This window comes from Mesorhizobium sp. Cs1299R1N1, assembly GCF_037179655.1.
Lineage (GTDB): Bacteria > Pseudomonadota > Alphaproteobacteria > Rhizobiales > Rhizobiaceae > Mesorhizobium > Mesorhizobium salmacidum.
Genome location: NZ_JAPYKR010000019.1, coordinates 1 through 22,127 on the forward strand (window position 1 = coordinate 1; position 22,127 = coordinate 22,127).

Here is a 22,127-nt window from a genome sequence, read left to right on the forward strand (position 1 = left end):
ACGGAGAATGGTTTATGGCCGCCCCTCCCCTCACAATCACCGAACCGGAAATCGATCTCTTCATGGAGCTCACGACGGAAGCGTTCCGCATCTTCGAAAGTGAAACACATGAGCATTAGGCTGAATCCGTGAAACCCGGCGACGCTGTCGTGAGGCCGACGGAGAAAGTAACCGCCAGCGCCCGCCAGTGGCGCCGAGAGTTCCACAGCCGGCCGGAGCTCCTTTTCGATGTGCCTCAGACTGCCGCTCGCGTCGCGGACCATCTGGAACGCTTCGGGTGCGACCGGGTGACGACCGGAATTGGCCGTTCAGGTGTCGTCGGTGTGGTCGAGGGCCGACGCGGGCCTGGCCCCGTAATCGGAATCCGTGCCGATATGGACGCGCTGCCGATCACGGAAGCAACGGGGCTCCCCTACGCGTCAACGCATTCCGGCAGAATGCATGCATGCGGCCACGACGGCCATATGGCAATCTTGCTTGGCGCCGTTTGCCATCTCGCTTCCACGCGAGCCTTCTCAGGATGCTTGGTCGCCATCTTCCAGCCCGCCGAAGAAGGCGGGGCCGGCGCGAAGGTTATGGTCGATGATGGCCTCATTGAGAAATTTGAGGTGGAGGAGGTCTATGCCCTTCACAATATGCCCGGTATGGACGTGGGTACTTTCGCAATTTCCGATGGGGCGATGCTTGCTGCTTCGGACCGCTTCGACATAAGGATAATAGGAAAGGGTGGCCATGCCGCGCGACCGCATGAGACTATTGATCCGGTCATCGTCGGCAGTCACCTCGTCGCCATGATGCAATCGGTTGTCTCCGGCGAGGCTGAGCCCACGGATCCCGCGGTCTTGTCGATAACGTCCATGCATGCCGGCGAAGCCTACAATGTCATTTCCGGCGAACTTGCCTTGCGGGGTACCGCGCGGACCCTTTCCGTCGCCAACCGGGACCTCCTCGAAAGCCGCGTCCGCTCCATGCCTCCGGCTGTCGCACAGGCATTCGGCGCAGAGGCCGAGGTCATCTACCAGCGCGGTTATCCGCCGACAATAAACCACGCTCGGAAGGCAAGGAAGCTTGGTGACGCCGCAGCGCGGGTCGTTGGAGAGATGGCCGTGGAAAGGTCATTCAAACCGATTATGGGCGCCGAAGACTTTTCCTACATGCTCCAAGCTTCACCAGGCGCTTTTATCTTCATGGGCAACGGCGCGACTGCCGCTCTTCATCACCCGGCCTACAACTTCAACGACGAGGCGCTGGCCTACGGGATTTCGCTTTGGATCGAGCTGGTTACGAGGTCTAACGGCTAGCTATCTACGTGAAGCTGGGTCTGCCAAACGTGCGCGCAGATACGGTCTTTGTCATCGCGGAGAACAGTGTGCCAAACTGAAGTTTTTCGGCCGAGATGCAGAGGCCTGCATTCGGCCGAGATGCGTGTTCCGGCACAGGCCTTTATAAAGCTGGACTTGGACTCGAGGGTTGCCGTTCTCTGGCTCGGACCAAGGTTTTTCAAAGCGCCTATTGCGCCGACATTGTCGGCGAGTGACATCAGTACCCCCCCGTGGACGGCGCCGCCGGAATTCATGTGACATTCGGTAACTTCGATATGGGCCGTTACACAGTCTTTCGCTATGTCATCAATGACGATACCCAGAGCGCACTGGAAACCTTGCAGCGGCATGCGCCGAATCTCTTCATCACTCCAGGGGCCGGGCTTAGTGCGCACCGGCCGGAATGGTACCTCCCCTGGTGGCTGTGGCTTGTCCGTAGGCATCACTCACCGTCGGCTTAGGTGCCGCGACCTAAAGGCCAAGGATAGTGCGAGCCTCGTTCGGGCTGGCAACGTCAAATGACAGTAGGTTAAGAATCGTTCGCATCCGGGCGACCTGTTCGGCGTTTGAACGGGCAAGTCTGCCACGCTCCAAGTACAGATTATCTTCCATTCCGACTCTCACGTTGGAGCCCATGGCGGCACCGACCGTGCACAGCCGAAACTGATTTTTTCCAGGCGCCAGAACTGACCAGTGGTAGTCTTTTCCGAACAGTCGATCTGCGACATTGCGCATGTGCGTGATATGGTCGATCTCAAGCCCGATGCCGCCGCTGAATCCGAACACGGTCTGGATGATGAAAGGCGGTTTGAGCAGGCCGATCTCCGCGAAATACGCCACGTTGTAAAGGTGGCCGACATCATAACACTCGCATTCGAACTTGGTGCCAGCCGCTCCGACTTCACGGATCGTGTGAGTGATCATCTCTTCGGTATTCGGGTAAACACGTGACGGTGCAGCCGTAAACAGCTCACGTTCCCAGTCATACTGCCAGGGCTCGAACTTGTCGAGAATGCGCTGTCGACCATATGGCGACAACGATCCCATGTTGAGCGATGCGAGTTCAGGCTTCAAGCGCAACGCGGCCGAAATGCGATCGTCCAGCGTCGTCTTTGGGCCACCGCTGGTGGTAATATTGACGATGACGTCTGTAGCCCGGCGGACTTTTTCGATAGCGGGAGCGTAGATATCCGGGTCAGGCGTTGGACGACCGTCCGCCGGATTGCGGGCATGGAAATGCACAATGGCAGCTCCAGCGGCTACAGCATCGATAGCCTGGTCTGCAATCTGCTCAGGTGTGATAGGCAGGTGGGGTGACATGGTCGGCGTGTGGGCCCCTCCTGTCACCGCACAGGTAATAATGACTTTGCGGCTCGAAGCCATAGCAGTCTCCTCAAAGGTGGCTGGGATATTGCCTCGCAAGCCGTTGTTCCGCGAACCGCAAGAGTTATCCCCTGCGCAAAAGGATTATGGGCGTGACCGTTTCAACGCGTTCGTTTCAGCTTGGTTTTGCCCGATCCAGTGTCCAGCCACAGCTCGCCTTCCAGCGGTCCATGAATTCGGGCAATTGTCGCGACTTCACCGTCGGAGGTGGTGGCCGCCGAGGTGATATAGCCGACACATCCCCTGTTGGACCAAACAGGCGCGTGAACGTAAGCTTCAGCCGGAGCGCCTTCCACCGGCCGCAATGCAAGCACCATCGTACCGGTCTCTGGACCGGCGAGGCCTTCACATCGAACGTCCGGTAGGAACGCGTTGAGGTCACGATTCCAGCGCGGCTGCCCGACGATGATGCGACGCCGCTCCACCGCCGCGGAGCCAACCGGCCCCAAGGCCGGCGCCGTACGCTTCCCATGCACCAGAATGAACTCATAGAGCGTCGCGCCATATTCAGTTGGGCAAATAATTGCGATGTCGGTCTCGAGGTGGCAGGCGAGGGCCGGGGTAACCCCGATATGGACCCAGTCCGCCTCCCCGGTGTCGGTAGGCCGGAGTTCTGTAATGATGTGCTTGGCGCGAGGCCCGGCAAGCAGGAAGAATGCCCACCCTGACGTTTCATCGGTCACGCGGCACTCCGGTGCTGCGGCATGCAGGAAACGGCGTAGACGCGGGGTCTCCGCAGGCTCGACAAGCAGAAGCCATTCGTCTTTGGCTACCCTTACGACAATCGGGACGCTCTCGACCCCGCCACGGGCATTGCGCATAGGCAGCCTGGCGGCACTCCGGCCATCGCCCGGAAGTACGTCGTTTACAAGGGTTTGTAATGGACCGGCGGCGGATTTGCCCGAGACGCGGATCTTCCCGAAATGGCTCTCATCGACCAGGCCAGCGTCGCTTTCAAGCAGGGCGACTTCATCATGGACCCGGTCCGTGGTACTGTCTCCGAAAGATTCTGCAACCTCCCAGCCGCAAACCGGCTGGAAATTTGCTTGCCACGCTTGAAGCAAGGAGTGAACCGGCGAGCGTCGGATATTTCTAGTACCGGGCCTCGAATGACTACGAGAAAGGTAGGTGCCGCTGGTAAGATCTGGCCCTACCAGCCGCAACCACCGGTCCGACCCCTCGAAGCTCTGGAACCGGCAAATATCGACGGGCGTCAGGTCCTCCGTCGGCGCTCCTGTAATGATAAGTTCCGCCAGCTGTCTGCCCGCGCCCATGCAAGCGCCGATGCCGCCCGAGTTCATGCCGGCAAGAGTATAAAAGCCTCTGGTACGGCTGGACTCGCCTAGGATGTAGCGATGATCAAATGTAAAGGCCTCGGGACCATTGATGAAGGTTTTGATCTCGGCCTGACCAAACACCGGCAGGCGCTCCACAATCTTGTCGATATAAGGGGCAAGCTGGTCCCAATTTTCCGGCAGCAGTCCGAAGGAAAAGTCGGCAGGGAGGTCGGGGAGGTTGATGAGCCGCGCATTTTCGTCGAACACACCGAGGAGAAGTCCTCCGACCTCCTCGCGCCCGTAAAAGAGGTCATCGCCCGAACGGAAGCTGGGAGTCTCGGAAGGCAATCCGGCGATGGGCTTAGTGAGCACAAAGAAATGCTCCAGCGCGACAATTGGAAGTGGAAGTCCCACCATCGCCGCGATCTGCCTAGCCCATACTCCGGCGCAGTTTATGACAATCTCGCAGCGGATCGAACCCTTGGAGGTGGTCACGGACCGAACCTGGTCTCCTGATTCGATCGCCGTGACTGCGGCGTTTTCGAACACGCGGGCACCTCGCCGGCGTGCAATCCGCAAAAGGGCTTCAGTCAGTCCCGTAGGGTCAACTCGGTACGCGTCCGGGTTCCAGAGGCTTCCTAACAGCTCCTTCGGCGCCAGGATCGGCAGCAGATCAAGGGTCTCGGCCGGCGTCAGAATGTGGAGCGGGAAGCCTGCGCTGCGGCCAAGCGCCTCGACGCGGCGTAACCGCTCGAAGCTTGCAGAGCGATGTGAGAACACCATACGGCCGACGACCTTACGACCAACACTCAGGCCGGATTCCCGCTCAACCACTTGAATTTCGCTACGTGAGTACAGGAAATTTCTGAGAAAAGCGGGGTCCTCTGTCGTCATTGATAATCCGGCAGCAGAATGCCACGTAGTTCCGCTGCCTATGGCATTTCGTTCGAGAACTACCACATCGCAATAGCCGAGCTTGGTAAGGTGATAGGCAACGCTCGCCCCGATCACACCTCCGCCAATTACGACAACTTGCGCATGGGAAGGAATATCCGTCACAACACTTCGCTCCTGTGCCGCGTTAATAACCGTACGCCGACCGGTCGCACGGCTCGCTAAGTGACAGCGGTGGGGGAGCAAACCTGGAACAGTGGCCAGGTGCCATCTCATTTCACGGTAAACGCGAAGATCTGACCACGAACTGTCGCCCCTAGCATGGTCGGGTCTCGGGTCGCGGTCATGCCGCTTCTATTATGAGGAGCTTTTGGTTGTTATGAGGGGTGTGCGTGCTAGTTCAGGCGGACCGCCTATCCTCTAGCCCACTTCGGTGTAATGCCGACGTGACGCTTGAACAACGTGCCGCCGCGACGGCCACGCTGCTGTCGCTGACGCGGGCGTCGATCAGAATCCATGCTTGCGGACGCCACATTCATCAATCTCATCCGCGAAGAAAATGTCGCTCACGCGGCCGCCGTGCTCGTCACCTTTCTTGAGCTAGATAAACGATCGGAATGATCGACTTGAGGTAAGCGATGATACCCAAGCGATCCATGCGCACGCCGCTGTTGAGACACCAGCGTCGAAATCGATCGAACGCCTCGCGCGGGGCGTTGGCGGGAATAGTCCTCATCGATCCCGGGGTTGATGGCGTTGAGGAAGTCGAAAGCCTGCTCGCTGCGCAACTCGCCCATGAAGATACGGGCGGGGCATAAGCGCAGAGACGCACCCAAGAGCGACGACATCGTGACCCTCGCCCTGCCCTGGTCGCCCTTCGAGGCGATCAGCGATACGACATTTCCTGGGGAGGCATAAACTCGGGCGCATCCTGCATCAGTGGGAACTCGGATAAAAGCTCACTCGCCATCTGCTGGATGCCGGCGGCGACCGTCTCGGCCGCCGGGCAGGTCGCAAACCTGATCATTGTCAATCCGGACGGATCGACGATGTCGATCCAGGGATGGCAGTCAAGGGAATGCGCGCCAGATTGCGTCTCTCTCCAAGTCCAGCCAGATACTGCGCGGCGCCCCCCACAAGCGTCAGCAGCGCTGGCGGTCCGTAACGCTCCCAATATTTGGGGTCGACCCCTCCCGCGGAGGTTTGAACAGGAGGGTTCCGTCGGCGGTCAGACGAGTTTAGGTTCCGCATTGCGCATGAAGGTAAGCGCCAGGCCGTCTATGAGCCCAATCTATATTTGCCGATTGGAATTTGGACCTTCACGACAGTGCCCGCCCCGGGTTTGCTGTCGATGAAGAGCCCCCCATCGAGTGTGGAGACCATCTGAGAACAGCCGGTGAGCCCGAGGCCGACGTGATTTCCGGCCCGGGTCGAAAAGAAGGGCGTTTTTGCCTTGCGCAGGATTTCTGGCGTCATGCCCACGCCGTTGTCCGCGACCTCAAGGAAAAGAGCTTTGCGGCGAAAAACAGGCCGGTGAACGACGGACGCTTTTACAAGAACCCTCGGCCTGTCGGTGTTTTCGACGGCAGTGAGAGCGTTTTGCACGAGTTCGGTAAGGACCAGTTGAAACTGGGTTGCCGGCACGGCTTGCGTTCCCGCCTCGGAATCTACCGAAAGCTGTACGATCCCGTCCCGATCTTTGAGGTCCAGCAGAAGCTTGGCAAGCGGCAGGACATGCGGATCTCGTTGCGAAAAGGCGATCTTGAGCAAGCCGTCATTGATGGATTCGAGCTCATTCGCCGCACCGCGCGCTGCGTTCAACATCTCTTCCCGCGGCGGGTGCTCAAAACCGCTATTCTCCAGAAACAGCCGCAAAGCCGTCACACGGGAGCGCGTCATATGCGCAAACAGCGACGCAAATGAGCGCATGTGTTGATCGCGACGGCTGACGAAAGCGTGACGCTGATGGATGATGAGATAGAAGATCGCGACCAGCCCCAAGGCAATCGCGAATATGAACCAGTTGCGGGACGCCGCTATGTCAATTTGAGCAGTTTCCTGGAGCGTTGTGCTATGATTAACAGTGGCGCTCGAGATCTCGTACATGTCCTCTTCAAGATTGGCCATGTGGTCGAGGGCCTCCCGGTAATTCGAGCCAGCGTCGACGATCGGCGCGACGTTTTGCTCGATCGTCCGACCTACGTTTTCCAGGAGTTCGATGTCTTTTTGCGGGAAAAAACGTTGCAGATACGGCAGCGCTAAAAGCTGCGCGATGTTGACATTCACGAGAGCCATTTGCCGGTTGATGTCAGGATCCAGCTTGCCGGCTTCGTCGGCGAGACGGACATAGCCATGGACCCTTACAAGCCGCTCGCGCACCTGGGTCGCACGCCATTGGATCTCGTAGGTCTCGTTGAGAATTTCGTCCGTCTCCTGCCTGTAGCGGTCCGAGCGGACGAATGCCCATGTGCTGAGGACGAGGGCGATCGCCAGCCCAAGGTAGGGCAAGGCGACGAAAAAGCGGCTGGTGCCGAATTTCATTGCTCAGCGCGCAGCACCACCGGGAAGAAGACCCAGATGGCATTCCGGGCCGGGACATAGGAGGGAGGCAGGCGATCGAAGGGCCAGACCATGAAGATTGGGCCTTTCTCGATCATGCTGATGGGGCGGAACTGCTGATCGCCTTTGCATCGTCCTTGGCTTCGATCATCCTTTGTACATTGGCGCTCGACCGCCAGGATCGGGGCATATGACTGGATCTCGTCCATGCGCAGTTCGGAAACGAAGTCGTCGTAGGCGACCACCTTGACTGCTGGGGCGTGGGTAAGCCCGGTTTTCGCCCATATGTCCTTTAGCAGGGGCCCTCGATAGACGATCTTCTCGTCTTCTCTCGTCCAGGGCGTGCGCGTATCATAGGTCTGTTGCGGAAATTCGGTCTTCAACTGCTCGACGGTGAGCGTTTGGATGGCCTGACCCGATGCATCTTCGAGCGTGAGTGTATCAGGATCTGCGAAGGCACCCTTGCCGGATGTCGGCCCGACAATAGCCATGGCAGCTGAGAAGGCAAGACAGGCAGCAAGAGCATTACGCCGCATCTGGTTCAACCTCTTCATATTCGCGTGGGCCGTCGTCTTTAGCGAAAAGGACGCAGGGTCCGCGGGAGCCGCGAGGATCATACGCATAGCCCTTTAGCGCCAGTGCCTGGGTAATATCGCGGATTCCGTCCAATCCATACAAATGATCATGCAGTTCCAGAAAGACGCGCTCGATGCCTGGGAGCTTGGCCTGCTGCAGGAGTTCCTTTTCGGCACCTTCTATGTCCATTACAAGGACGTTGGCGCCGTGCTGGACAATGAATTCGTCAATGTTGGTCGAGACAATCGTCATTTCGCGCTCGTAAGGCCCCTGATCTCTATCCATCGACGACATCCAGAGGTCTTTGCGGACATAAAACGTGAATGGACGGGGCGGGCCGGCTGCAAGAATGCCCTTCAATAGCACCACATTGTCCAGATCGTTGGCGTCGACGACGCGTTTGGCAAGGGCTGCCGAGGACGGATTTGCTTCGAAGGCCCAGACCTGAACGTTCGGGATCTGGGCGATAAGCGATGTGATGATGCCGATGCCGGAGCCGAGTTCCAGAACACGATCACCGGGCTTCACCGCCTTGGATATCCACTTGGCTTCCTTGGCCTCGTAGGTCTGGTTATTGAGGGCCTGCCAGATAACAGGCGAGACGTCATCGGGCAGCAACGGTACTTTGATTCCATGGACGCTCATCAATGACATTCGCGTTACAGACCCCGCGGTAGCCTGTGCCCGTTCTTCATTAGTTTCGCACGCGCTTGTTTGTAGTATTTTTCAGCGGAGGCGGGATCGATGCCGAGGCGACCTGCCATTACCTCGTAAAACTGAGTACGTGTCATGCTTGGCTCGCGACGGGTCATCATGTCGATAATTTCCTGTTCTCTGGGCGTCAGGACGGAATACCGAACGTCGGGTACCGTCATCGCAACACGCGAAAGCCGGATTGCAAATCCGTTCGTGGAAATATCGTCGAGCACGTCACTGAACACGCCAGGCTCCAGCCCTGTCTTGCCGAGATAACCGGCCGCACCGATTTGACGAAAACTTTCCGCCTCAGAATGGTTGTCAGACCCTGTTACGATGATGTGAATCGCGCTTGGTGAGGCTTCTATGATTGCGCCGACGACGGCCACGCGATCAGCGTCCAGCGTCGGATCGAAGCCGGGAAGTCCTGGATCAATGATCACCAGATCGAAGTCCGCGCTCTGAAGCTCACGCGCAGCGATCTCCAGCGTTTCTGCGCCAAGCACGACGCAATTTCCGAGACTCGCTCGAATCTGGTCCATAAGAGCCAGCCTCATCAAATTCTGGTCTTCGATGACGAGCGCGCGAAACACTGAGAGGAGTCCTTAGAAGGGAAGGTCCTTACTGATTACTTGGCGGGCAGGCTTTCATCTTTCGCAAAGGAAAAATAGGGATGCGATCATCCCTTTTTTCGCCCGCATGGGCGGGTATCAGTTTTGATAATGCGGGAGGAGCCGCAGGAGTCGGAGCATGTCTATGCCTAGTCAATTGGTGTGCAGCAGCAATGGCGGGGCACGAAAGGCTGATGGAGTTGTGGATCTGATCGGGGCGCACCGCCATGCCATGGCAAAGGTGGAGAGTCTCGGAAAACGGTTAATGCAAGCCGAAGAGGCCGAGGCGGCGCTGATCGGGCCGCAGCTTGACGCCGTGATGGCGGACGAGGCGGTTGTGCGACGGCAGGCAGCGATGGCGCCGGTTGCCGATGTTTGCGAGCTGAAAATGAAAGCCGTATATTTCGAGCGGCTGATGAACAACGGTTGGTGCGACGTGGATTGCGACGACCTGCATGAGCTGCTGCGATCTTTCGTCGATTTGCCGATCTAAGAAAAGACCGCAGAAAACCAAGACGCCAAGGCGTGCCATGCGGCATAGGCCAACGCCGGCACCGCGATGATCGCAATGAATGCGACCGCGCCCGGTATAGCCCCGTCCGTACGGCCCTCGACTGGGTAGTAGTAGCGGTTCGATTCCTCTTCGTGGTTCATTGCTTGCGCTCGCTCGGTGGTTTCAGCAAAAGTTCAATCGGATGTTGAAACTTGGTCGCCCAAAGGCCATCCGCGTTCATTTTCGCGTTAAGCTCGGCCACCAGATAGGTAGCACTGACGGCGTTGCCTTTCGCGTCGGTTGCGGCGAACGCGTAGCCGGCCGCTATGAGGGCGGTCCCCACGTCGATCGTGTTGCCGTCGAGTTTCGCTCCACACACGACAAAGGTCGCTTTGTCCAGCGCCAAGGCGATGGGCTGGCAAGTCACGGCCGCTGTCGAAAACAAGGCGGCCAGGCGGGCGAGCGAGATGTTGCCGCAATCGAGCTCTTTGCCATTCGCATTCAGGGCGGTCGTGCCCCGCAAGCACGATTGGACGCCATAAAGCCGGTAGAGCTTGCCACGGTCGCGCCACGTATCTCCGGTCAACAGTTCGGCGCTTTTCGACACGATGACGGGAGTGGCTGTCGCGCTCAGTGGCGTGGCGCCTTGGGCGCTCACAGCGTGAGCGGTCGCGAGTGCGAACAGCGCGGCGAGGCTAGTTCGCTTCATCGGTCTGGAACTGTTTGCCGAGATCGGAGGCATGTTCGAGATCGGGTCGCAGGGACTTGCCTTTCGTGTTGCGGCCGATCGCAGCCATCTCGAAGAAGACCATGGAATCGTCGTCATATGCGACCGAATAAGGGTCGTTGGCATTGCCAGCCCCGACGAGCGCAAAGCACGAAACCGCGTCCGGTACGCCAGATTGGCTCTTCAGGACCAGCGTCTTGCACAACACGACGGATGCGCGGGTGTTATAGACAGCGTCGTCGTAGTCCTGCACGGCCTTCGTACAATCCCACTCCTCGGTTTTATAGGTAATCTTCGGCTTCGGGCAGGCCGCGAGGCCACGCAGCCTGTAGGTGACGCCGTTGATGACGCGTTCCGTTGCGGACTTGATTTGCACCGGCTCTGTCAGCTGCGTCACCTCGCGCTGATAAAGGCCCCCGTGGCCATCGTAGCGCTCGTACACGAAAATCTTTTCGCCAGGCTTTGCGAACTTCTGCAGGTACGCGGTCGAGGGCTGCTCGAACGGATGCGGCTCGTTCGTGCCCAGGTCGGCTGCGCATAAAACGGTGCTTTGCAGCAACAAAGCCGCAACGAAGGGCATCTGTTTCATCGGAAAAATAGCCTCGATCACGCTTCGCGTATTGACACTTTACTTTGGGACCCTGTATCCATAGTAAAGTGTCAATTTCGGTAACGCAATGAAAAACCGGATCGCCCTCGCGGTTTCGCTGTGTAGCGTCATGGCGTCATTCGGCGCACACGCGCAAAACACGCCCTCGAAGCGCATTGCGGCGGTATTTCCACCGTCGGCCCGCACGGCGCTTTCGACCGTTTCGGACGATGATCACGGTTCGGCGATCAGCGGCGGGTGCGCGCCGACGGACCGCCGGCGCGCCGCGGCCTTGGTGCGAAAGACCGCCGAAGAAGAAGGCTTCGATCCCGATCTAACCGAGGCGGTTGCCTGGGCAGAAAGCGATATGGGCGGCAATCAAGGGCCGTCTCGCGCGGGCGCTCTCGGCATCATGCAGCTCATGCCGGCCACAGCGTCTCGTCTTGGTGTGGCTGACAGATGTGACGAGAAAGCCAACATCCGCGCGGGCGTCCGGTATCTGAAAGCGCTTTATGCCGAGTTCCATGATCCGCTGTTGATGTTGGCCGCCTACAACGCAGGTGAGCAGAACGTCTACAAAGCCAACGGCATTCCCGTGAACGACGAGACCACGAAATACGTGGTGAAAGTGCTCAATCGCTGGAAGCTCGGCAAGCTGATCAAGGGCGCCATTCCCAACGATGTTGACGATCACGCAGCCGCGACCGCCACGGTCGGTGGCGCCGCCTGGCAAGATGGTCACGTCATCGATTTTGGCAACTGAAAAGGAGTAAAAGGACGATGGATTATAAAAAGGCAGGCAAATTCGCCCTGCAGTTTATTGCCGCTGCGGCGATCGGCGTGTCGCTGGCGCCGGCGAGCGCATACGCGCAGTCGGCAGCCCCGGTCGAGGGCGTGCTGGAATGGTTCGTCGGTGTGCTGCAGGGCAGCATTGCTCGATCTTTTGGGATCATAGCAGTTTGCTTTCTCGGCTTTCTTGCCATGACCGGCAGACTGGTGTGGATGATGGCCCTTTCCATCATCATCGGCATCGCTCTCGTCTTTGGCGCTGCAGCTCTGGTCGATTCCATCAGGTCTACCGCTGGAGGCGCGTGAGCGGATGGACGACGAAGAGGTCTATGTCGAGCCCGTAAGCCTTCCTTTGACGCGCCCCCCGATGAAATGGGGCGTGCGTTACGAGGTGTTCGCGCTTAACGGCATGGCTGCCGTCATCGGATTCATAGCGACCAGCAGCTTCACGTTCGGCCTGTGCCTGTTCGGCGTGACGCATCTGGTAAGCGCCTATCTGTGCCAGCGCGACCCTTACATCTTTCACGTAGTCGAACGCCGGCTGTCGAAGCGGGGCGCGGTCGCAAACTCAGGCTTTTGGGGCGCGAGGAGCTATTCGCCGTGACCGTAAACGCCGATCTGAAGTTCGCCAAAGCGCGCAGACGGGAAAAGCCTGTCGAGGCCCATGTCCCCTATCTGCGGCATGTCGACGACAACCTGGTCGTCACCAAAAGCGGCTTTCTGCTCGGGGTCATTCAGCTTAGCGGCCTGCCCTTCCAGACCATGGATCAGGCAGAACTCAACAGCCGCATGTTCAATCGCAACACGACATTCCGCAATCTCTCCACGTCCCGTTTTGCGGCCTATTCGACCATCATTCGGCGTCACGTAGCCCCAGACATCGAAGGGGATTTCGACAACCCTTTCGTGGCGGAGCTCGATGCCCGCTACATGGACGAGTTGGGCTCGAAGAACCTGTTCGTCAACGAGGCTTTCCTGACGCTCATCCGCCGCCCTATGGTCGGGCGTGTCGGATGGGTCGACAAGGCGCTCAACGCGTTCCGCATCAGTACTGCCGGCGAAGAAACACGTGAAGAGGCCATGGCCGAACTGCATGATGTCCTCAGTGGCGTCGTGAAGGATTTTTCGGCCTATGGCGCGCGGCTCTTGGGCGTGGTGACACGGCGCGACAGCGTGTTTTCCGAACCCGCCGAATTCATCGCCAAGATCCTTGCCGGCGGCGCTGATGTGGAAATGCCGCTCCCGCGCATGAGTTTGGCAACCGCGTGTGCAACCCGGCAAATCTTCTTCGGCAAATCCGCTCTGGAGATCAGGGCGGCGCAGGAAAGCAAGATTGGCGCCATGGTGTCCATCAAGGAATACCCGCCCTTCACGGCACCCGGCTCCCTTGATGGCCTCTTGAGGCTCCCGCATGAATTCATCCTGACGCAGTCGTTCGCGATTGAGGATCGCGTGACGGCCATGCGACGCATCAACACCATCTCAAACCAAGTCAGCGGTTCGGATGAGGCCGGAACCTCCGTCGAGGATTCCGTGCACGCCGGCGCTGACAAGCTTGCCGGCGGCGAGGTTGTCTTCGGGCAGCACCACATGACGGTGATGGCGCTCGCTGCCGACGTCCAAGGGCTCAACCGCTCCTTGTCCGACATAACCGCCGAACTTTCGCGCATGTCGATCGTGCCGGTGCGGGAAACGCTCAACACCGAACTTGCGTTTTGGGCACAGCTGCCCGGCAATTTCAGCTACATTGCGCGCCGCGCCCTGATCTCGTCGCTGAATTTTGCCGGGCTGTTCTCGGGCCACAATTTTCCCTCAGGCCAGCGTGAGGGACTGCACTGGAAGCGGCCGATCGCGCTTCTCGAGACAACCAGCCAGACAGCCTATTATTTCAACTTTCACGTTCACGACGTCGGACACTTCACCGTTTTTGGTCCGACCGGTTCGGGCAAGACGGTCGTGCTGTCATTCCTGATGGCCCAGGCGATGCGCATTTCGCCGCGACCCCGGTGCGTGTACTTCGACTACATGCGGGGCGCCGAGCTCTTCATTCGCGCGCTCGGCGGCCGCTACGAGGTCATGCAGCCGATGCAGGCCACCGGCTTCGCGCCGCTCCAGCTGGAAGACACTGCAGAAAACCGCACGTTTCTCGAAGGGCTTCTGCGCTACATCCTGACCCCTGACGACGGTTCACTCGATGTGGCCGAAATGCGCGTGATCAACACGGCCATCGACAAGGTCTACAAGATCCCGCGCCAACAACGCACGTTCGAGTTGCTGCCGGAAGTTCTGCGCGGTTCGCTGACGCCCGGAATGAACGATCTCGCAGCTCGAATTGAACCGTGGCTGGACCCTGGCGACAAGGGCTGGCTCTTCAATAACCCCGTCGATCTCGTGGATTTTTCGAAGCCGGTGGTCGGGTTCGACATGACCAAGATCCTGGCCGAGAAGAAATTGCGCTCGGCCGCTCTGCTCTACATCTTCCACCGACTCGAAGAGATCATCGACGGCACGCCGCTTCTCATGTTCCTCGATGAAGGCTGGAAGCTGCTCGATGACGACGTGTTTGCCGCCTTCATCAACGAGACGCTGAAAACAATCCGCCGGCGCAACGGTGTCGTCGGCTTTGGCACCCAGACGGCCGAGGATGTGGTGAATTCGTCGATCTCGTCGTCGCTGATCGAGCAGACGAAAACCAACATCTTTTTCCCCAATCCGAAGGCGAGCAAGGATTCCTACATGGCGCGCTTCTCGCTGACGGCGAAGGAGTTCGAGTTTGTGCGCCGCACAGCCAAGGAGACGCGAACGTTCCTAGTCAAGCACGACAGCGATTCCATCGTGGCGAAGCTAGACCTGTCGGGCATGCCCGATCTCATCAAGGTGCTGTCGACCAACGAAACCAACATCAAGGAGTGCGAACGGCTACGGGAGATCTACGGGCAAGAGCCGGAGGCGTGGCTACCATACCTTTGCGGATGGGAGAGCGAGCATGAAGAAGCGGCTTAGCAGCGTGATCGCCGCGGCCGCGATCTTGCCGGGGCAGATGGCGCCTGCCCCGGCGCTGGCCCAGATCGCCGTCATCGACAATTCCAATCTGGATGAGCGCGCGCAAGACGAGCAGCACAGCGCGAAATCGCAAGAAACCAAGTCCGGCGAGAAGGGGAAGAAAAAGAGTGTCGTTTGCACTTATTCTAATAAGTACAGGTCGCAAATGTTCAGTCGCTCCCCTGGTGAGGCGTTGAGCCGCGACGCCGAAAACGCCAAGCTCATCCGCTACTATACTCAAAAATATGGCGTTCCGGAGGGCCTGGCCCTGTCGGTCGCGTACCAGGAATCCCGCCTTGACAGCTGTGCCGGCTCTCACACCGGCGTCAAGGGCGTGATGCAACTGACAAAGGGAACGGGCAGGCAGCTCGGCTTCGATCGCGATATCAACGAGCAAAACGTCGAGGGTGGGGTCAAGTATCTCGGCAAAGGCGTCGCACAATGCGGCGCCAGCAACTACAGCTGCCTGGCGAGCTTTTACAACGGCTCCAATGCCGCCGAACAGGCGCAGTGGGCCTCAGGCGTCGGCCGATGGCACGGCTACTTCGACAACTACGTCTCCAGCGGACAGGCGCCGGCGGCGGCCCCCCCAGCGATCAGCATCGTGACGTCGAGCGGACCGGGCGGCGCTGCCCAAAGCGGCGCCCTCGATTCCGTCTCCAAAGCCGCGGCCGACCTTGACGGAAGCTCCGCACAGATGACGGCCAATTCCGCGCAGATCGACGCGCTCGTCGGTGGCGTCGGACAAGTTGACGAATACAAGGAGGCCTGGGAGCTCAACTCATCCGCTCGCAGTCTCAATACGGACGTGACCGGCCAATATATCAATCAGGCCACGGATTTCACCGCCCTTCTCGGTCAGTATCTTTCCTTGAGCAACGTCGGAGCCTCGCAAACCGCGCGGATCATTGCGCCGCCATCGGATGGAGGGCCAAATCCATTTTCATGCGACCCGGCCGAGCTTCAACGCCTGCGGATCGATCGAAGCCAATGGCTACCCTGTGCCAGCCAGCGAGCGCACAGCGGTTCCGGGAACGCGCAGTCAGTGCAAATCAATGCTGATCCAACAGGCGCGGCTCGCGCGATTGAAGCAATTCAGGAATAGGAGGCTGACGTGAGAAAGATCGCTATCGCAGCATGTGTAACACTTCTGTCCAGCGCGGCTCACGCGCAAATCGCCGTCATCGACAATGCGAACTTGGACGTTGCCCGCCAGAATGCGGACAACACCAATTCGATCATGGGCTCCAACAAGGACATCCTCGAGAAGAGCAACCAGATCCTGCAAGCGCTGACGGGCAGCCGCAACGGCTCTCTCGGCATTGGCCAGATGGGCCTGGGCGGCAATATGTCGATTGCGCAAGCGCCGAGCTTCGGAGCGATCCTCAATGGCGGCGCCCTCTCTTTCGGCGGACTGTCGCCGCAAATCCAGAAAATCGCCGGAGCTGTCATCAACGGCCTGCAACTGGTCAAACAGCTCCAGCAAATTACCGGCAATGGCAGCAGTGCCGTCAACACAGCCTATGGCGGCAGCGTCAACGTCGCCTCGCTGTTGAGTGCTCTGACCTCCCAGGCTTCGCAAGGGGTCGCGCAACGCGAACAGTCGTTACAGTCGGCCAGCGGCCAGATCGGACAGTCTGAAGACGTGAAAGGCTCGGTCGATCAAAATACGCGCATGCAGCTCGAGAACGCTCGTGCGGTCAACGAGCTCATTGGCGTGCAGAATGGTGCAGTCGCCGCGCTCAACGAGGAAATGAAAACACGGCTGTTGCGCCAAAGCCAGGTGCAAAAGCTGATGACGCCGGCGCAAGTCAATCCATTCCAAAACTTCGGCACAAGCGGGAACTGATTGTTGACGGCGCGAGCGAAACGGATGCCAGCTTTGTGGCGGTGGGTCGCCGTGGTCGCCGTCGCGGTGACGAGCGTCACGGTGGGCGGGTGCGCCAGGCCAGGTCGCGAGCTTAAAGCGCCGTGCGCGCCGCTGGCTTATGCGGGCGACGCAAGCTGCGGCCCCTTGAAGCCGGTCAACGCCACGCCCTTCGATGGTGTTGTCGAGGATTGATGAACGGGCTGGCGACAAGCATTCTGGGAGGCATCGATGACGTCGGAAAGGGCTTTGTTTCCACCGTCTACATGCAGCTGGGCTACGCGCTGGGGAATGTCTACGCGCTCATGCTCACCGTCTATATCGTTTGGTGGGGATACTCGATCCTCAGCGGCCGCGAGACGATTTCTCCGATTGACTCGGGGTATCGCCTAGGTCGTGCGGTGGTCATTTATCTGTTGCTGAATGGATGGGGCACGTTCTCCGAAACGATCTACAAGCTCGTGCAGGCGGTGCCGAGCGAAATCGGCAAGGTCATCGTCGGGGCCGTATCGCGCGCGACGGGCAACCAGCTCTCGGATCAAGATGCGATCCCGGCACTGATCGACAATCTCTACCGAGGTGCCCAGGATGTTGCCAATCAGGTCTACAGCGGCACTTTTTACGACATATTCGGCGCGCTGCTTTCTACCATCGTGCTTCTGGCCGCCATCATCTTTTCGGCGCTTGCAATAGCGGCAATCATCGCGGCCAAGATCATGCTGTTCATCACTTTGGCGCTGGCGCCGGTCTGGATTGTCCTTTGGCTCTACAGGTGGTCAACCCGGATGAGCGAGGGGTTCATTTCGCTGACCACGTACCTGATCATCCAGCAGATCCTCATATATGGCTTCTTGGGATTCTATTTTTCTCTCGTAAATCTTGCCTTGAACACTGCCACGTCGGGAGGTGCCAGCGTCGACAACAAGATGTCGATGGTCCTGCCGCTCGTCCTGGTCACGATCATCGGCATCTATATCCTCATGCAAATCCCGGCGATCGCCTCGATACTGAACGGCGGCGGCTATCTCAGCACAGTCGCAGCATACCGTTCCTATGGAAATGTTCCGGGCAATGTTGCCCGCTATTCCGGAGCGCGGTTCGCTGCAAATCGTTGGCAGCGACTCAGGACCTCCCGCAGTTCCGAGGCGGCTCGATCATCCATTCAGCAAGCGGCGCGCGATAATGCGAGACCATTGGCCTAGATCGCAGGCATCGACCTGATCAGCGCGGCTTTGTGGCTGCCGCGGGAATTATGGAAATGGGGCAAAAGTAAAGTGACAGAAATGCCAGCAAGCATAGCCGCCGAGACCGGCAGACCGGTCGACAACCGCTACTATGAAGCAGGTGCGACGTGGGAGGACGACACACACCGGTCTCTGAGACGTTCGCGCACGCTGGCGTGGCTTGTCAGCGGCGTCGCAAGTGTGGTTGCAGGCCTGTCGTTGCTGACGCTCGTGCTGATCCTTCCGCTCAAGCAATTCGAGCCCTATGTGATCGAGGTCGACAAGACGACCGGCTATCTCGAAATAGCGCGCGCGCTCAAACCGGGCGATCTGTCGCAAAATGAGGCGGTCACGGCCGCCAACCTCGTTCGTTATATCCGCGCCCGCGAGACCTATGACGCGCGCGAGATCAAGCAGAATTACGATCTTGCGCAGCTTTATTCGACAGCAACGGCGGCCAAGGATTTGACTTGGGCTTACACGCCGTCCAACGCGCATTCGCTGGATAAGATCTACGGTCGCAACGTCACCATCTCCGTCGACGTCAAGTCGGTTTCGCTGCTCAACAACACGACGGCGTCTGTGCGGTTTTCGACCATGACGCGTCGCGAGAACTCCTCGACGACCGACAATTGGGTGGCCGTGGTCAAGTTCCGTTACACAACGACCCCCATGAAAAACGAGTGGCGCTTCGACAATCCGCTTGGCTTCCAGGTGATGGAATACCGTCGCGATCAGGAGTCCGCGCCGACAGCAGGGAGCTCGCAATGAAGACCCACATCGGGGCCGCTCTTTCCCTGCTGATCCTGCTTGGCTCGGCCAGCTGCGCTGCCGCGCGCGACTATCGTATCCGCTACGTGCCTTTCGACAATGACAACGTGACGGCGGTCAATGCCGCGCTCGGCGTCTCCACGATGATTGAGCTCAGCCCGTTCGAGGTCATCGAAACCGTCTCGGCCGGCGACACGAAAGGCTGGTCAATCGTGCCGAAACGCGGCTCGCGCTTTCTCTTCATCAAGCCGCTCGAACGGGACGCCTGGACGAATGTCAACGTCATTACCGACCGGCGCGTCTATTCGCTGCTGCTCAAAGCCACCAACAGCGATCGCGACCGTGCGTCCTTCCAGGTCCGGTTCAAATATCCGGATGAGGATCAAAACGCGCGCTTGCTTTCCCAGGCCCAGAAAAGCGCTGCCGATCCCGATCTCAAGAACCTCAACTATGCCGATCTCAACTACAATTACGTCTATGGCGGGGACGATAGCCTGAAGCCCCGCGTCGCTTTTGACGATGGCACCAAGATGTTCCTGGAGTTCACAGGCGATATCCCGGCCATCTTCGTCGTCGATGAAAAAGGCCATGAATCGCTGGTCAATCAGCGGACCCAGGGCAAATACACGATCATTGACAAGATCGGCCAGCAATTCACGCTGAGGGCCGATGGCAAAACGCTCTGTCTCTACAATCGAGCGCGGCCGTCGAAGGCCGATCCTGTCTCCGACGTCTACGGGCCGAAGAAGCTGGTGCGCGGGTCCGGCCCCTTCTCTTCCCCGATCGCAAGGGGACGATAGATGAGCAACATCGACTATAATGAGCTCGATGGCGGCCCGACCGTCGCTCGACGCTATGCCGGAATGGGCGCAAAACTCGCCATGGTCGCCACAGGGCTGACTGTTGCGATCGCGCTGATCTGGGTCAATTGGCCTCGCGAGCCGCGGTCTCATGCTGTCGCCTCGGACACTGGCGAGAATTTCAACCCGCCCGAATTTCGCCCGCCGGCGCTGGCCGAGACGCCACAAGCGGCCGACAAGACAATCGATCAGATCGTTGTTCCGCCGCCTGCGGAAGGCGAGACCAACAAGCAGCAGGCCGACAATGTGGATCAGACGGTTAAGCAAGGCGAAGATCTCGACGCGCAGCGGCGTGCAATCGAGGCCCAGATGGCAGCCGAACAGGCTCGCCGCAAAGCTGAAGAAGGAGAGGCCCGGCGCAAGGCCGCGGCCGACGAGGAGGCCCGCCGGAAGGCCGAGGACGCTGAACGCCAAAAGGCAATGTGGGAGCGCCTGCGGTCGAACCAAATGATTACGAGCGAGCAAGAGAGCGCGGCCAGCGGGCACGATCAGCCGGTCCAGGCACAAATCGCCGCTGACGGTCAGCTTGTTCCGGTGCCAGGGGCCGACACCGATCCCAACAAGGCTTTCCTCGCGCAATCGGAAACACATTCGAATGCGATGGCGAAGGCGCGGGTGTTCCGTCGCACCGATGCGTTGATCCCGGAAGGTACGATGATCCGCGGATTTCTGGAAACCGCCATCAACACCGATCTACCCGGCATGGTTCGCGCGGTCGCGCGCGAAGACGTCTATTCGCTCGACGGCCGTCGCATTCTGATCCCGAAGGGCTCTCGGCTGACCGGCGAGTATCGTTCGGGGATCGCGCGCGGGCAAAAGCGTGTTTTCATCGTCTGGAACCGGGTCATCCGTTCCGACGGCGTTTCGGTCGACATTGCCTCGCCCGGAGCCGACCGTCTCGGACGGGGCGGTCTCGGTGGCCGCGTCGATACCCACTGGCTTGAACGCTATGGCAATGCGATCATGCTTTCGGTGGTGGGCGGCTTTTCGGAGTACCTGTCCTCGCTCGCCGACAACGGCAACGACAGCCAGCAACGTCAGGTGACAACCGTCGACCCCGTCACGGGGCAGACAGTCACCACCACCTATGGCGGCTCCGGTTCGCAACGCGATGCCCGCAGCATCGCCTTCGACAAATCCTCGACGGCCCTGCAACAGCTGGCACAAGAGGCATTCCGCGACACACAGAACATTCCGCCGACGATCTATGTGGACCAGGGCACGCCGATCGTCGTCTTCGTTCGCCGTGATCTGGATTTTTCCGAGCTCTATGCGGATCCGGTTCAAGAGGAGCTGGCTCGACTGAAGCGCGGCGGAAAGCCGGCAAAGGCGCTCGATCCGACGCCGCTGTTTACGACGCCGAAGGCTGAGGCTGATCCCTATTATCATCCAGGCTACGGGAATCCGGCCAAATGAATGTCATGCAGCCTGTGCCGGACCCCTGGGCGCGGGCGCCGGTCCTGCGCGCCGAACTGGAACCGATCTGGCCCTATATGGAGGAAGAAACGGTTTCGGAAATCGCCATCAACCGACCCGGCGAAGTTTTCATCGAGCGCCTGGGTAGAAAGGAGATGGAGCGGGTCGTCACACGCGAGCTCACCAAAAACTGGATTCGCTCGGTCTCGGTCGGGGTCGCTTCGGCCACCAACCAGGTCGTCAACGAAGTCACGCCAGTGCTGTCAGCCGCGCTGCCCTCAGGCGAGCGCTTTCAATGCGTGCTGCCGCCGGCCGCACCGGATGGCGGCGTGATCTCTATCCGCAAGCAGGTCATCATGGACATGACCCTTGGCGACTACGCAAGGATGGGCGCCTTCGAACATACCGAGATGGGAAGTGGCCTGGCGCTCTCGGCCGAAGAAAAGCAGCTCGCCGATATGCTGCATGACACTTCGCCGCTGGGCTTTCTGCAATACGCGGTTCGCAATCGGATTTCGCTAATCGTCTCCGGCGGCACGTCCACCGGCAAGACGACCTTCCTCAACGCGTTGTTGAAGGTCATCCCCTCTCATGAGCGCATCATAACCATCGAGGACACGCGCGAACTCAAGCCGGCGACTTTGAACACCGTGACGCTGCTCGCCTCGAAAGGTGACCAAGGCCTCGCCAAGGTCACGCCGCAACAGCTTCTCGAGGCATCGCTGCGAATGCGACCCGACCGGCTGCTGCTCGGCGAACTGCGCGGTGCCGAGACATTTTCGTTCTTGCAAGCCATCAATACCGGCCACCCGGGTTCGCTGACGACCGTTCACGCCAATTCCGCCCGTTCGGCCTATGAGCGCTTGGCGCTCATGGTCATGCAAAGCAATGTCGGGCTCTCTCGTGACGAGATTCTCGACTACCTGCGCGACGTGATCCCGGTCGTGGTGCAGATGGTGCGCGGCGACAGCGGACGCCGATCGATCAGCGAAATCAAGTTCACGAAGGCGGAGACGATTTGACGAGGTCGCA

25 protein-coding genes are annotated in these 22,127 nt (G+C 59.3%); 14 read left to right on the plus strand and 11 right to left on the minus strand.

Annotated elements, in window-relative coordinates:
* The first annotated feature begins 128 nt into the window (after positions 1-128).
* On the plus strand, positions 129-1,301 hold the full coding sequence (locus O7A70_RS29715) for a M20 aminoacylase family protein (RefSeq protein WP_337143523.1): 1,173 nt from the start codon (positions 129-131) through the stop codon (positions 1,299-1,301).
* On the opposite strand, the gene O7A70_RS34270 is transcribed toward O7A70_RS29715, so the two are convergent.
* The 8 genes from O7A70_RS34270 to O7A70_RS29750 all read right to left on the minus strand — a co-directional run bounded on the left by O7A70_RS34270 (position 1,298) and on the right by O7A70_RS29750 (position 9,300).
* Entirely contained in the window at positions 1,298-1,765 is a 468-nt protein-coding gene (locus O7A70_RS34270; protein WP_442921226.1) for a PaaI family thioesterase, read from the minus strand. The genes O7A70_RS29715 and O7A70_RS34270 overlap by 4 nt on opposite strands.
* A gap of 28 nt (positions 1,766-1,793) precedes the next feature.
* On the minus strand, positions 1,794-2,705 hold the full coding sequence (locus tag O7A70_RS29720) for a 3-keto-5-aminohexanoate cleavage protein (RefSeq protein ID WP_337143524.1): 912 nt from the start codon (positions 2,703-2,705) through the stop codon (positions 1,794-1,796).
* 101 nt (positions 2,706-2,806) lie between these two features.
* A complete protein-coding gene (locus O7A70_RS29725) occupies positions 2,807-5,152 on the minus strand; it encodes an FAD-dependent oxidoreductase (protein WP_337143525.1) in 2,346 nt (781 codons plus the stop codon).
* 610 nt (positions 5,153-5,762) lie between these two features.
* On the minus strand, positions 5,763-5,903 hold the full coding sequence (locus tag O7A70_RS29730; protein WP_337143526.1) for a hypothetical protein: 141 nt from the start codon (positions 5,901-5,903) through the stop codon (positions 5,763-5,765).
* A 251-nt stretch (positions 5,904-6,154) separates the two neighbouring features.
* Entirely contained in the window at positions 6,155-7,417 is a 1,263-nt protein-coding gene (locus tag O7A70_RS29735) for an ATP-binding protein (RefSeq protein WP_337143527.1), read from the minus strand.
* Positions 7,414-7,971 (minus strand): hypothetical protein, encoded by a 558-nt coding sequence (locus tag O7A70_RS29740; RefSeq protein ID WP_337143528.1) that lies wholly within the window; start codon positions 7,969-7,971, stop codon positions 7,414-7,416. The genes O7A70_RS29735 and O7A70_RS29740 overlap by 4 nt, the downstream gene beginning before the upstream one ends.
* Positions 7,961-8,665 carry an FkbM family methyltransferase gene (locus O7A70_RS29745; RefSeq protein ID WP_337143529.1) on the minus strand — a complete coding sequence of 235 codons (705 nt, stop codon included), beginning with the start codon at positions 8,663-8,665 and terminating at the stop codon, positions 7,961-7,963. The genes O7A70_RS29740 and O7A70_RS29745 overlap by 11 nt, the downstream gene beginning before the upstream one ends.
* Positions 8,666-8,670: 5 nt before the next feature.
* Positions 8,671-9,300 carry a response regulator gene (locus O7A70_RS29750; protein ID WP_337143530.1) on the minus strand — a complete coding sequence of 210 codons (630 nt, stop codon included), beginning with the start codon at positions 9,298-9,300 and terminating at the stop codon, positions 8,671-8,673.
* 163 nt (positions 9,301-9,463) lie between these two features.
* Between O7A70_RS29750 and O7A70_RS29755 the strand changes: the two genes are divergently transcribed.
* Positions 9,464-9,811, plus strand: a complete 348-nt coding sequence (locus tag O7A70_RS29755; RefSeq protein WP_337143531.1) for a hypothetical protein — start codon at positions 9,464-9,466, stop codon at positions 9,809-9,811.
* Here the strand turns inward: O7A70_RS29755 and O7A70_RS29760 are convergent.
* From O7A70_RS29760 to O7A70_RS29770, 3 genes are read right to left on the minus strand one after another with little or no spacing between them, the layout of a single operon-like run.
* A complete protein-coding gene (locus tag O7A70_RS29760; RefSeq protein WP_337143532.1) occupies positions 9,808-9,972 on the minus strand; it encodes a hypothetical protein in 165 nt (54 codons plus the stop codon). The genes O7A70_RS29755 and O7A70_RS29760 overlap by 4 nt on opposite strands.
* Positions 9,969-10,520 carry a thermonuclease family protein gene (locus tag O7A70_RS29765; RefSeq protein ID WP_337143533.1) on the minus strand — a complete coding sequence of 184 codons (552 nt, stop codon included), beginning with the start codon at positions 10,518-10,520 and terminating at the stop codon, positions 9,969-9,971. The genes O7A70_RS29760 and O7A70_RS29765 overlap by 4 nt, the downstream gene beginning before the upstream one ends.
* Positions 10,507-11,127 carry a hypothetical protein gene (locus tag O7A70_RS29770; protein ID WP_337143534.1) on the minus strand — a complete coding sequence of 207 codons (621 nt, stop codon included), beginning with the start codon at positions 11,125-11,127 and terminating at the stop codon, positions 10,507-10,509. The genes O7A70_RS29765 and O7A70_RS29770 overlap by 14 nt, the downstream gene beginning before the upstream one ends.
* A gap of 88 nt (positions 11,128-11,215) precedes the next feature.
* Here O7A70_RS29770 and O7A70_RS29775 point away from each other — a divergent pair, with 88 nt between their 5' ends.
* The 12 genes from O7A70_RS29775 (at position 11,216) to virB11 (ending at position 22,117) form a co-directional block, all read left to right on the plus strand.
* Positions 11,216-11,890: a lytic transglycosylase domain-containing protein gene (locus tag O7A70_RS29775; RefSeq protein WP_337143535.1), complete on the plus strand. Its 675-nt coding sequence runs from the start codon at positions 11,216-11,218 to the stop codon at positions 11,888-11,890.
* Between the two features lie 17 nt (positions 11,891-11,907).
* Positions 11,908-12,222, plus strand: coding sequence for a TrbC/VirB2 family protein (locus tag O7A70_RS29780; RefSeq protein ID WP_149907836.1), 315 nt, complete (start codon positions 11,908-11,910; stop codon positions 12,220-12,222).
* A gap of 4 nt (positions 12,223-12,226) precedes the next feature.
* The gene (locus tag O7A70_RS29785; protein WP_337143536.1) at positions 12,227-12,520 is read left to right on the plus strand and encodes a type IV secretion system protein VirB3; all 294 of its coding nucleotides are present in this window, start codon (positions 12,227-12,229) and stop codon (positions 12,518-12,520) included.
* Entirely contained in the window at positions 12,517-14,919 is a 2,403-nt protein-coding gene (locus tag O7A70_RS29790) for a VirB4 family type IV secretion system protein (RefSeq protein WP_337143537.1), read from the plus strand. Before O7A70_RS29785 ends, O7A70_RS29790 begins: the two co-directional genes overlap by 4 nt.
* Complete coding sequence (locus O7A70_RS29795) at positions 14,903-16,063, plus strand: transglycosylase SLT domain-containing protein (RefSeq protein ID WP_337143538.1); 1,161 nt, start codon at positions 14,903-14,905, stop codon at positions 16,061-16,063. Before O7A70_RS29790 ends, O7A70_RS29795 begins: the two co-directional genes overlap by 17 nt.
* Before the next feature lie 9 nt (positions 16,064-16,072).
* The gene (locus O7A70_RS29800) at positions 16,073-16,807 is read left to right on the plus strand and encodes a type IV secretion system protein (protein WP_337143539.1); all 735 of its coding nucleotides are present in this window, start codon (positions 16,073-16,075) and stop codon (positions 16,805-16,807) included.
* A gap of 24 nt (positions 16,808-16,831) precedes the next feature.
* A complete protein-coding gene (locus tag O7A70_RS29805) occupies positions 16,832-17,020 on the plus strand; it encodes a hypothetical protein (protein WP_337143540.1) in 189 nt (62 codons plus the stop codon).
* Positions 17,020-18,027 carry a type IV secretion system protein gene (locus O7A70_RS29810; protein ID WP_337143541.1) on the plus strand — a complete coding sequence of 336 codons (1,008 nt, stop codon included), beginning with the start codon at positions 17,020-17,022 and terminating at the stop codon, positions 18,025-18,027. The genes O7A70_RS29805 and O7A70_RS29810 overlap by 1 nt, the downstream gene beginning before the upstream one ends.
* An 81-nt stretch (positions 18,028-18,108) precedes the next feature.
* Positions 18,109-18,819: a virB8 family protein gene (locus O7A70_RS29815; RefSeq protein ID WP_337143542.1), complete on the plus strand. Its 711-nt coding sequence runs from the start codon at positions 18,109-18,111 to the stop codon at positions 18,817-18,819.
* Positions 18,816-19,619: a TrbG/VirB9 family P-type conjugative transfer protein gene (locus O7A70_RS29820; RefSeq protein ID WP_337143543.1), complete on the plus strand. Its 804-nt coding sequence runs from the start codon at positions 18,816-18,818 to the stop codon at positions 19,617-19,619. Before O7A70_RS29815 ends, O7A70_RS29820 begins: the two co-directional genes overlap by 4 nt.
* On the plus strand, positions 19,620-21,095 hold the full coding sequence (gene virB10, locus O7A70_RS29825) for a type IV secretion system protein VirB10 (RefSeq protein ID WP_337143544.1): 1,476 nt from the start codon (positions 19,620-19,622) through the stop codon (positions 21,093-21,095).
* On the plus strand, positions 21,092-22,117 hold the full coding sequence (virB11, locus tag O7A70_RS29830; protein ID WP_337143545.1) for a P-type DNA transfer ATPase VirB11: 1,026 nt from the start codon (positions 21,092-21,094) through the stop codon (positions 22,115-22,117). The genes virB10 and virB11 overlap by 4 nt, the downstream gene beginning before the upstream one ends.
* Positions 22,118-22,127: the final 10 nt, after the last annotated feature.

What these genes read in the sequence shown, in the direction of transcription:
- O7A70_RS29765 (WP_337143533.1), bottom strand. Translation starts at nt 10,520, where the DNA reads ATGAAGCGAACTAGCCTCGCCGCGCTGTTCGCACTCGCGACCGCTCAC.
- virB10 (WP_337143544.1), top strand. Translation starts at nt 19,620, where the DNA reads ATGAGCAACATCGACTATAATGAGCTCGATGGCGGCCCGACCGTCGCT.
- O7A70_RS29760 (WP_337143532.1), bottom strand. Translation starts at nt 9,972, where the DNA reads ATGAACCACGAAGAGGAATCGAACCGCTACTACTACCCAGTCGAGGGC.
- O7A70_RS29785 (WP_337143536.1), top strand. Translation starts at nt 12,227, where the DNA reads ATGGACGACGAAGAGGTCTATGTCGAGCCCGTAAGCCTTCCTTTGACG.
- O7A70_RS29755 (WP_337143531.1), top strand. Translation starts at nt 9,464, where the DNA reads ATGCCTAGTCAATTGGTGTGCAGCAGCAATGGCGGGGCACGAAAGGCT.
- O7A70_RS29735 (WP_337143527.1), bottom strand. Translation starts at nt 7,417, where the DNA reads ATGAAATTCGGCACCAGCCGCTTTTTCGTCGCCTTGCCCTACCTTGGG.
- O7A70_RS29740 (WP_337143528.1), bottom strand. Translation starts at nt 7,971, where the DNA reads ATGCGGCGTAATGCTCTTGCTGCCTGTCTTGCCTTCTCAGCTGCCATG.
- O7A70_RS29820 (WP_337143543.1), top strand. Translation starts at nt 18,816, where the DNA reads ATGAAGACCCACATCGGGGCCGCTCTTTCCCTGCTGATCCTGCTTGGC.
- O7A70_RS29810 (WP_337143541.1), top strand. Translation starts at nt 17,020, where the DNA reads ATGAACGGGCTGGCGACAAGCATTCTGGGAGGCATCGATGACGTCGGA.
- O7A70_RS29720 (WP_337143524.1), bottom strand. Translation starts at nt 2,705, where the DNA reads ATGGCTTCGAGCCGCAAAGTCATTATTACCTGTGCGGTGACAGGAGGG.
- O7A70_RS29780 (WP_149907836.1), top strand. Translation starts at nt 11,908, where the DNA reads ATGGATTATAAAAAGGCAGGCAAATTCGCCCTGCAGTTTATTGCCGCT.
- O7A70_RS34270 (WP_442921226.1), bottom strand. Translation starts at nt 1,765, where the DNA reads ATGCCTACGGACAAGCCACAGCCACCAGGGGAGGTACCATTCCGGCCG.
- O7A70_RS29770 (WP_337143534.1), bottom strand. Translation starts at nt 11,127, where the DNA reads ATGAAACAGATGCCCTTCGTTGCGGCTTTGTTGCTGCAAAGCACCGTT.
- O7A70_RS29805 (WP_337143540.1), top strand. Translation starts at nt 16,832, where the DNA reads ATGCCAGCTTTGTGGCGGTGGGTCGCCGTGGTCGCCGTCGCGGTGACG.
- virB11 (WP_337143545.1), top strand. Translation starts at nt 21,092, where the DNA reads ATGAATGTCATGCAGCCTGTGCCGGACCCCTGGGCGCGGGCGCCGGTC.
- O7A70_RS29725 (WP_337143525.1), bottom strand. Translation starts at nt 5,152, where the DNA reads ATGAGATGGCACCTGGCCACTGTTCCAGGTTTGCTCCCCCACCGCTGT.
- O7A70_RS29775 (WP_337143535.1), top strand. Translation starts at nt 11,216, where the DNA reads ATGAAAAACCGGATCGCCCTCGCGGTTTCGCTGTGTAGCGTCATGGCG.
- O7A70_RS29730 (WP_337143526.1), bottom strand. Translation starts at nt 5,903, where the DNA reads ATGATCAGGTTTGCGACCTGCCCGGCGGCCGAGACGGTCGCCGCCGGC.
- O7A70_RS29745 (WP_337143529.1), bottom strand. Translation starts at nt 8,665, where the DNA reads ATGTCATTGATGAGCGTCCATGGAATCAAAGTACCGTTGCTGCCCGAT.
- O7A70_RS29815 (WP_337143542.1), top strand. Translation starts at nt 18,109, where the DNA reads ATGCCAGCAAGCATAGCCGCCGAGACCGGCAGACCGGTCGACAACCGC.
- O7A70_RS29795 (WP_337143538.1), top strand. Translation starts at nt 14,903, where the DNA reads ATGAAGAAGCGGCTTAGCAGCGTGATCGCCGCGGCCGCGATCTTGCCG.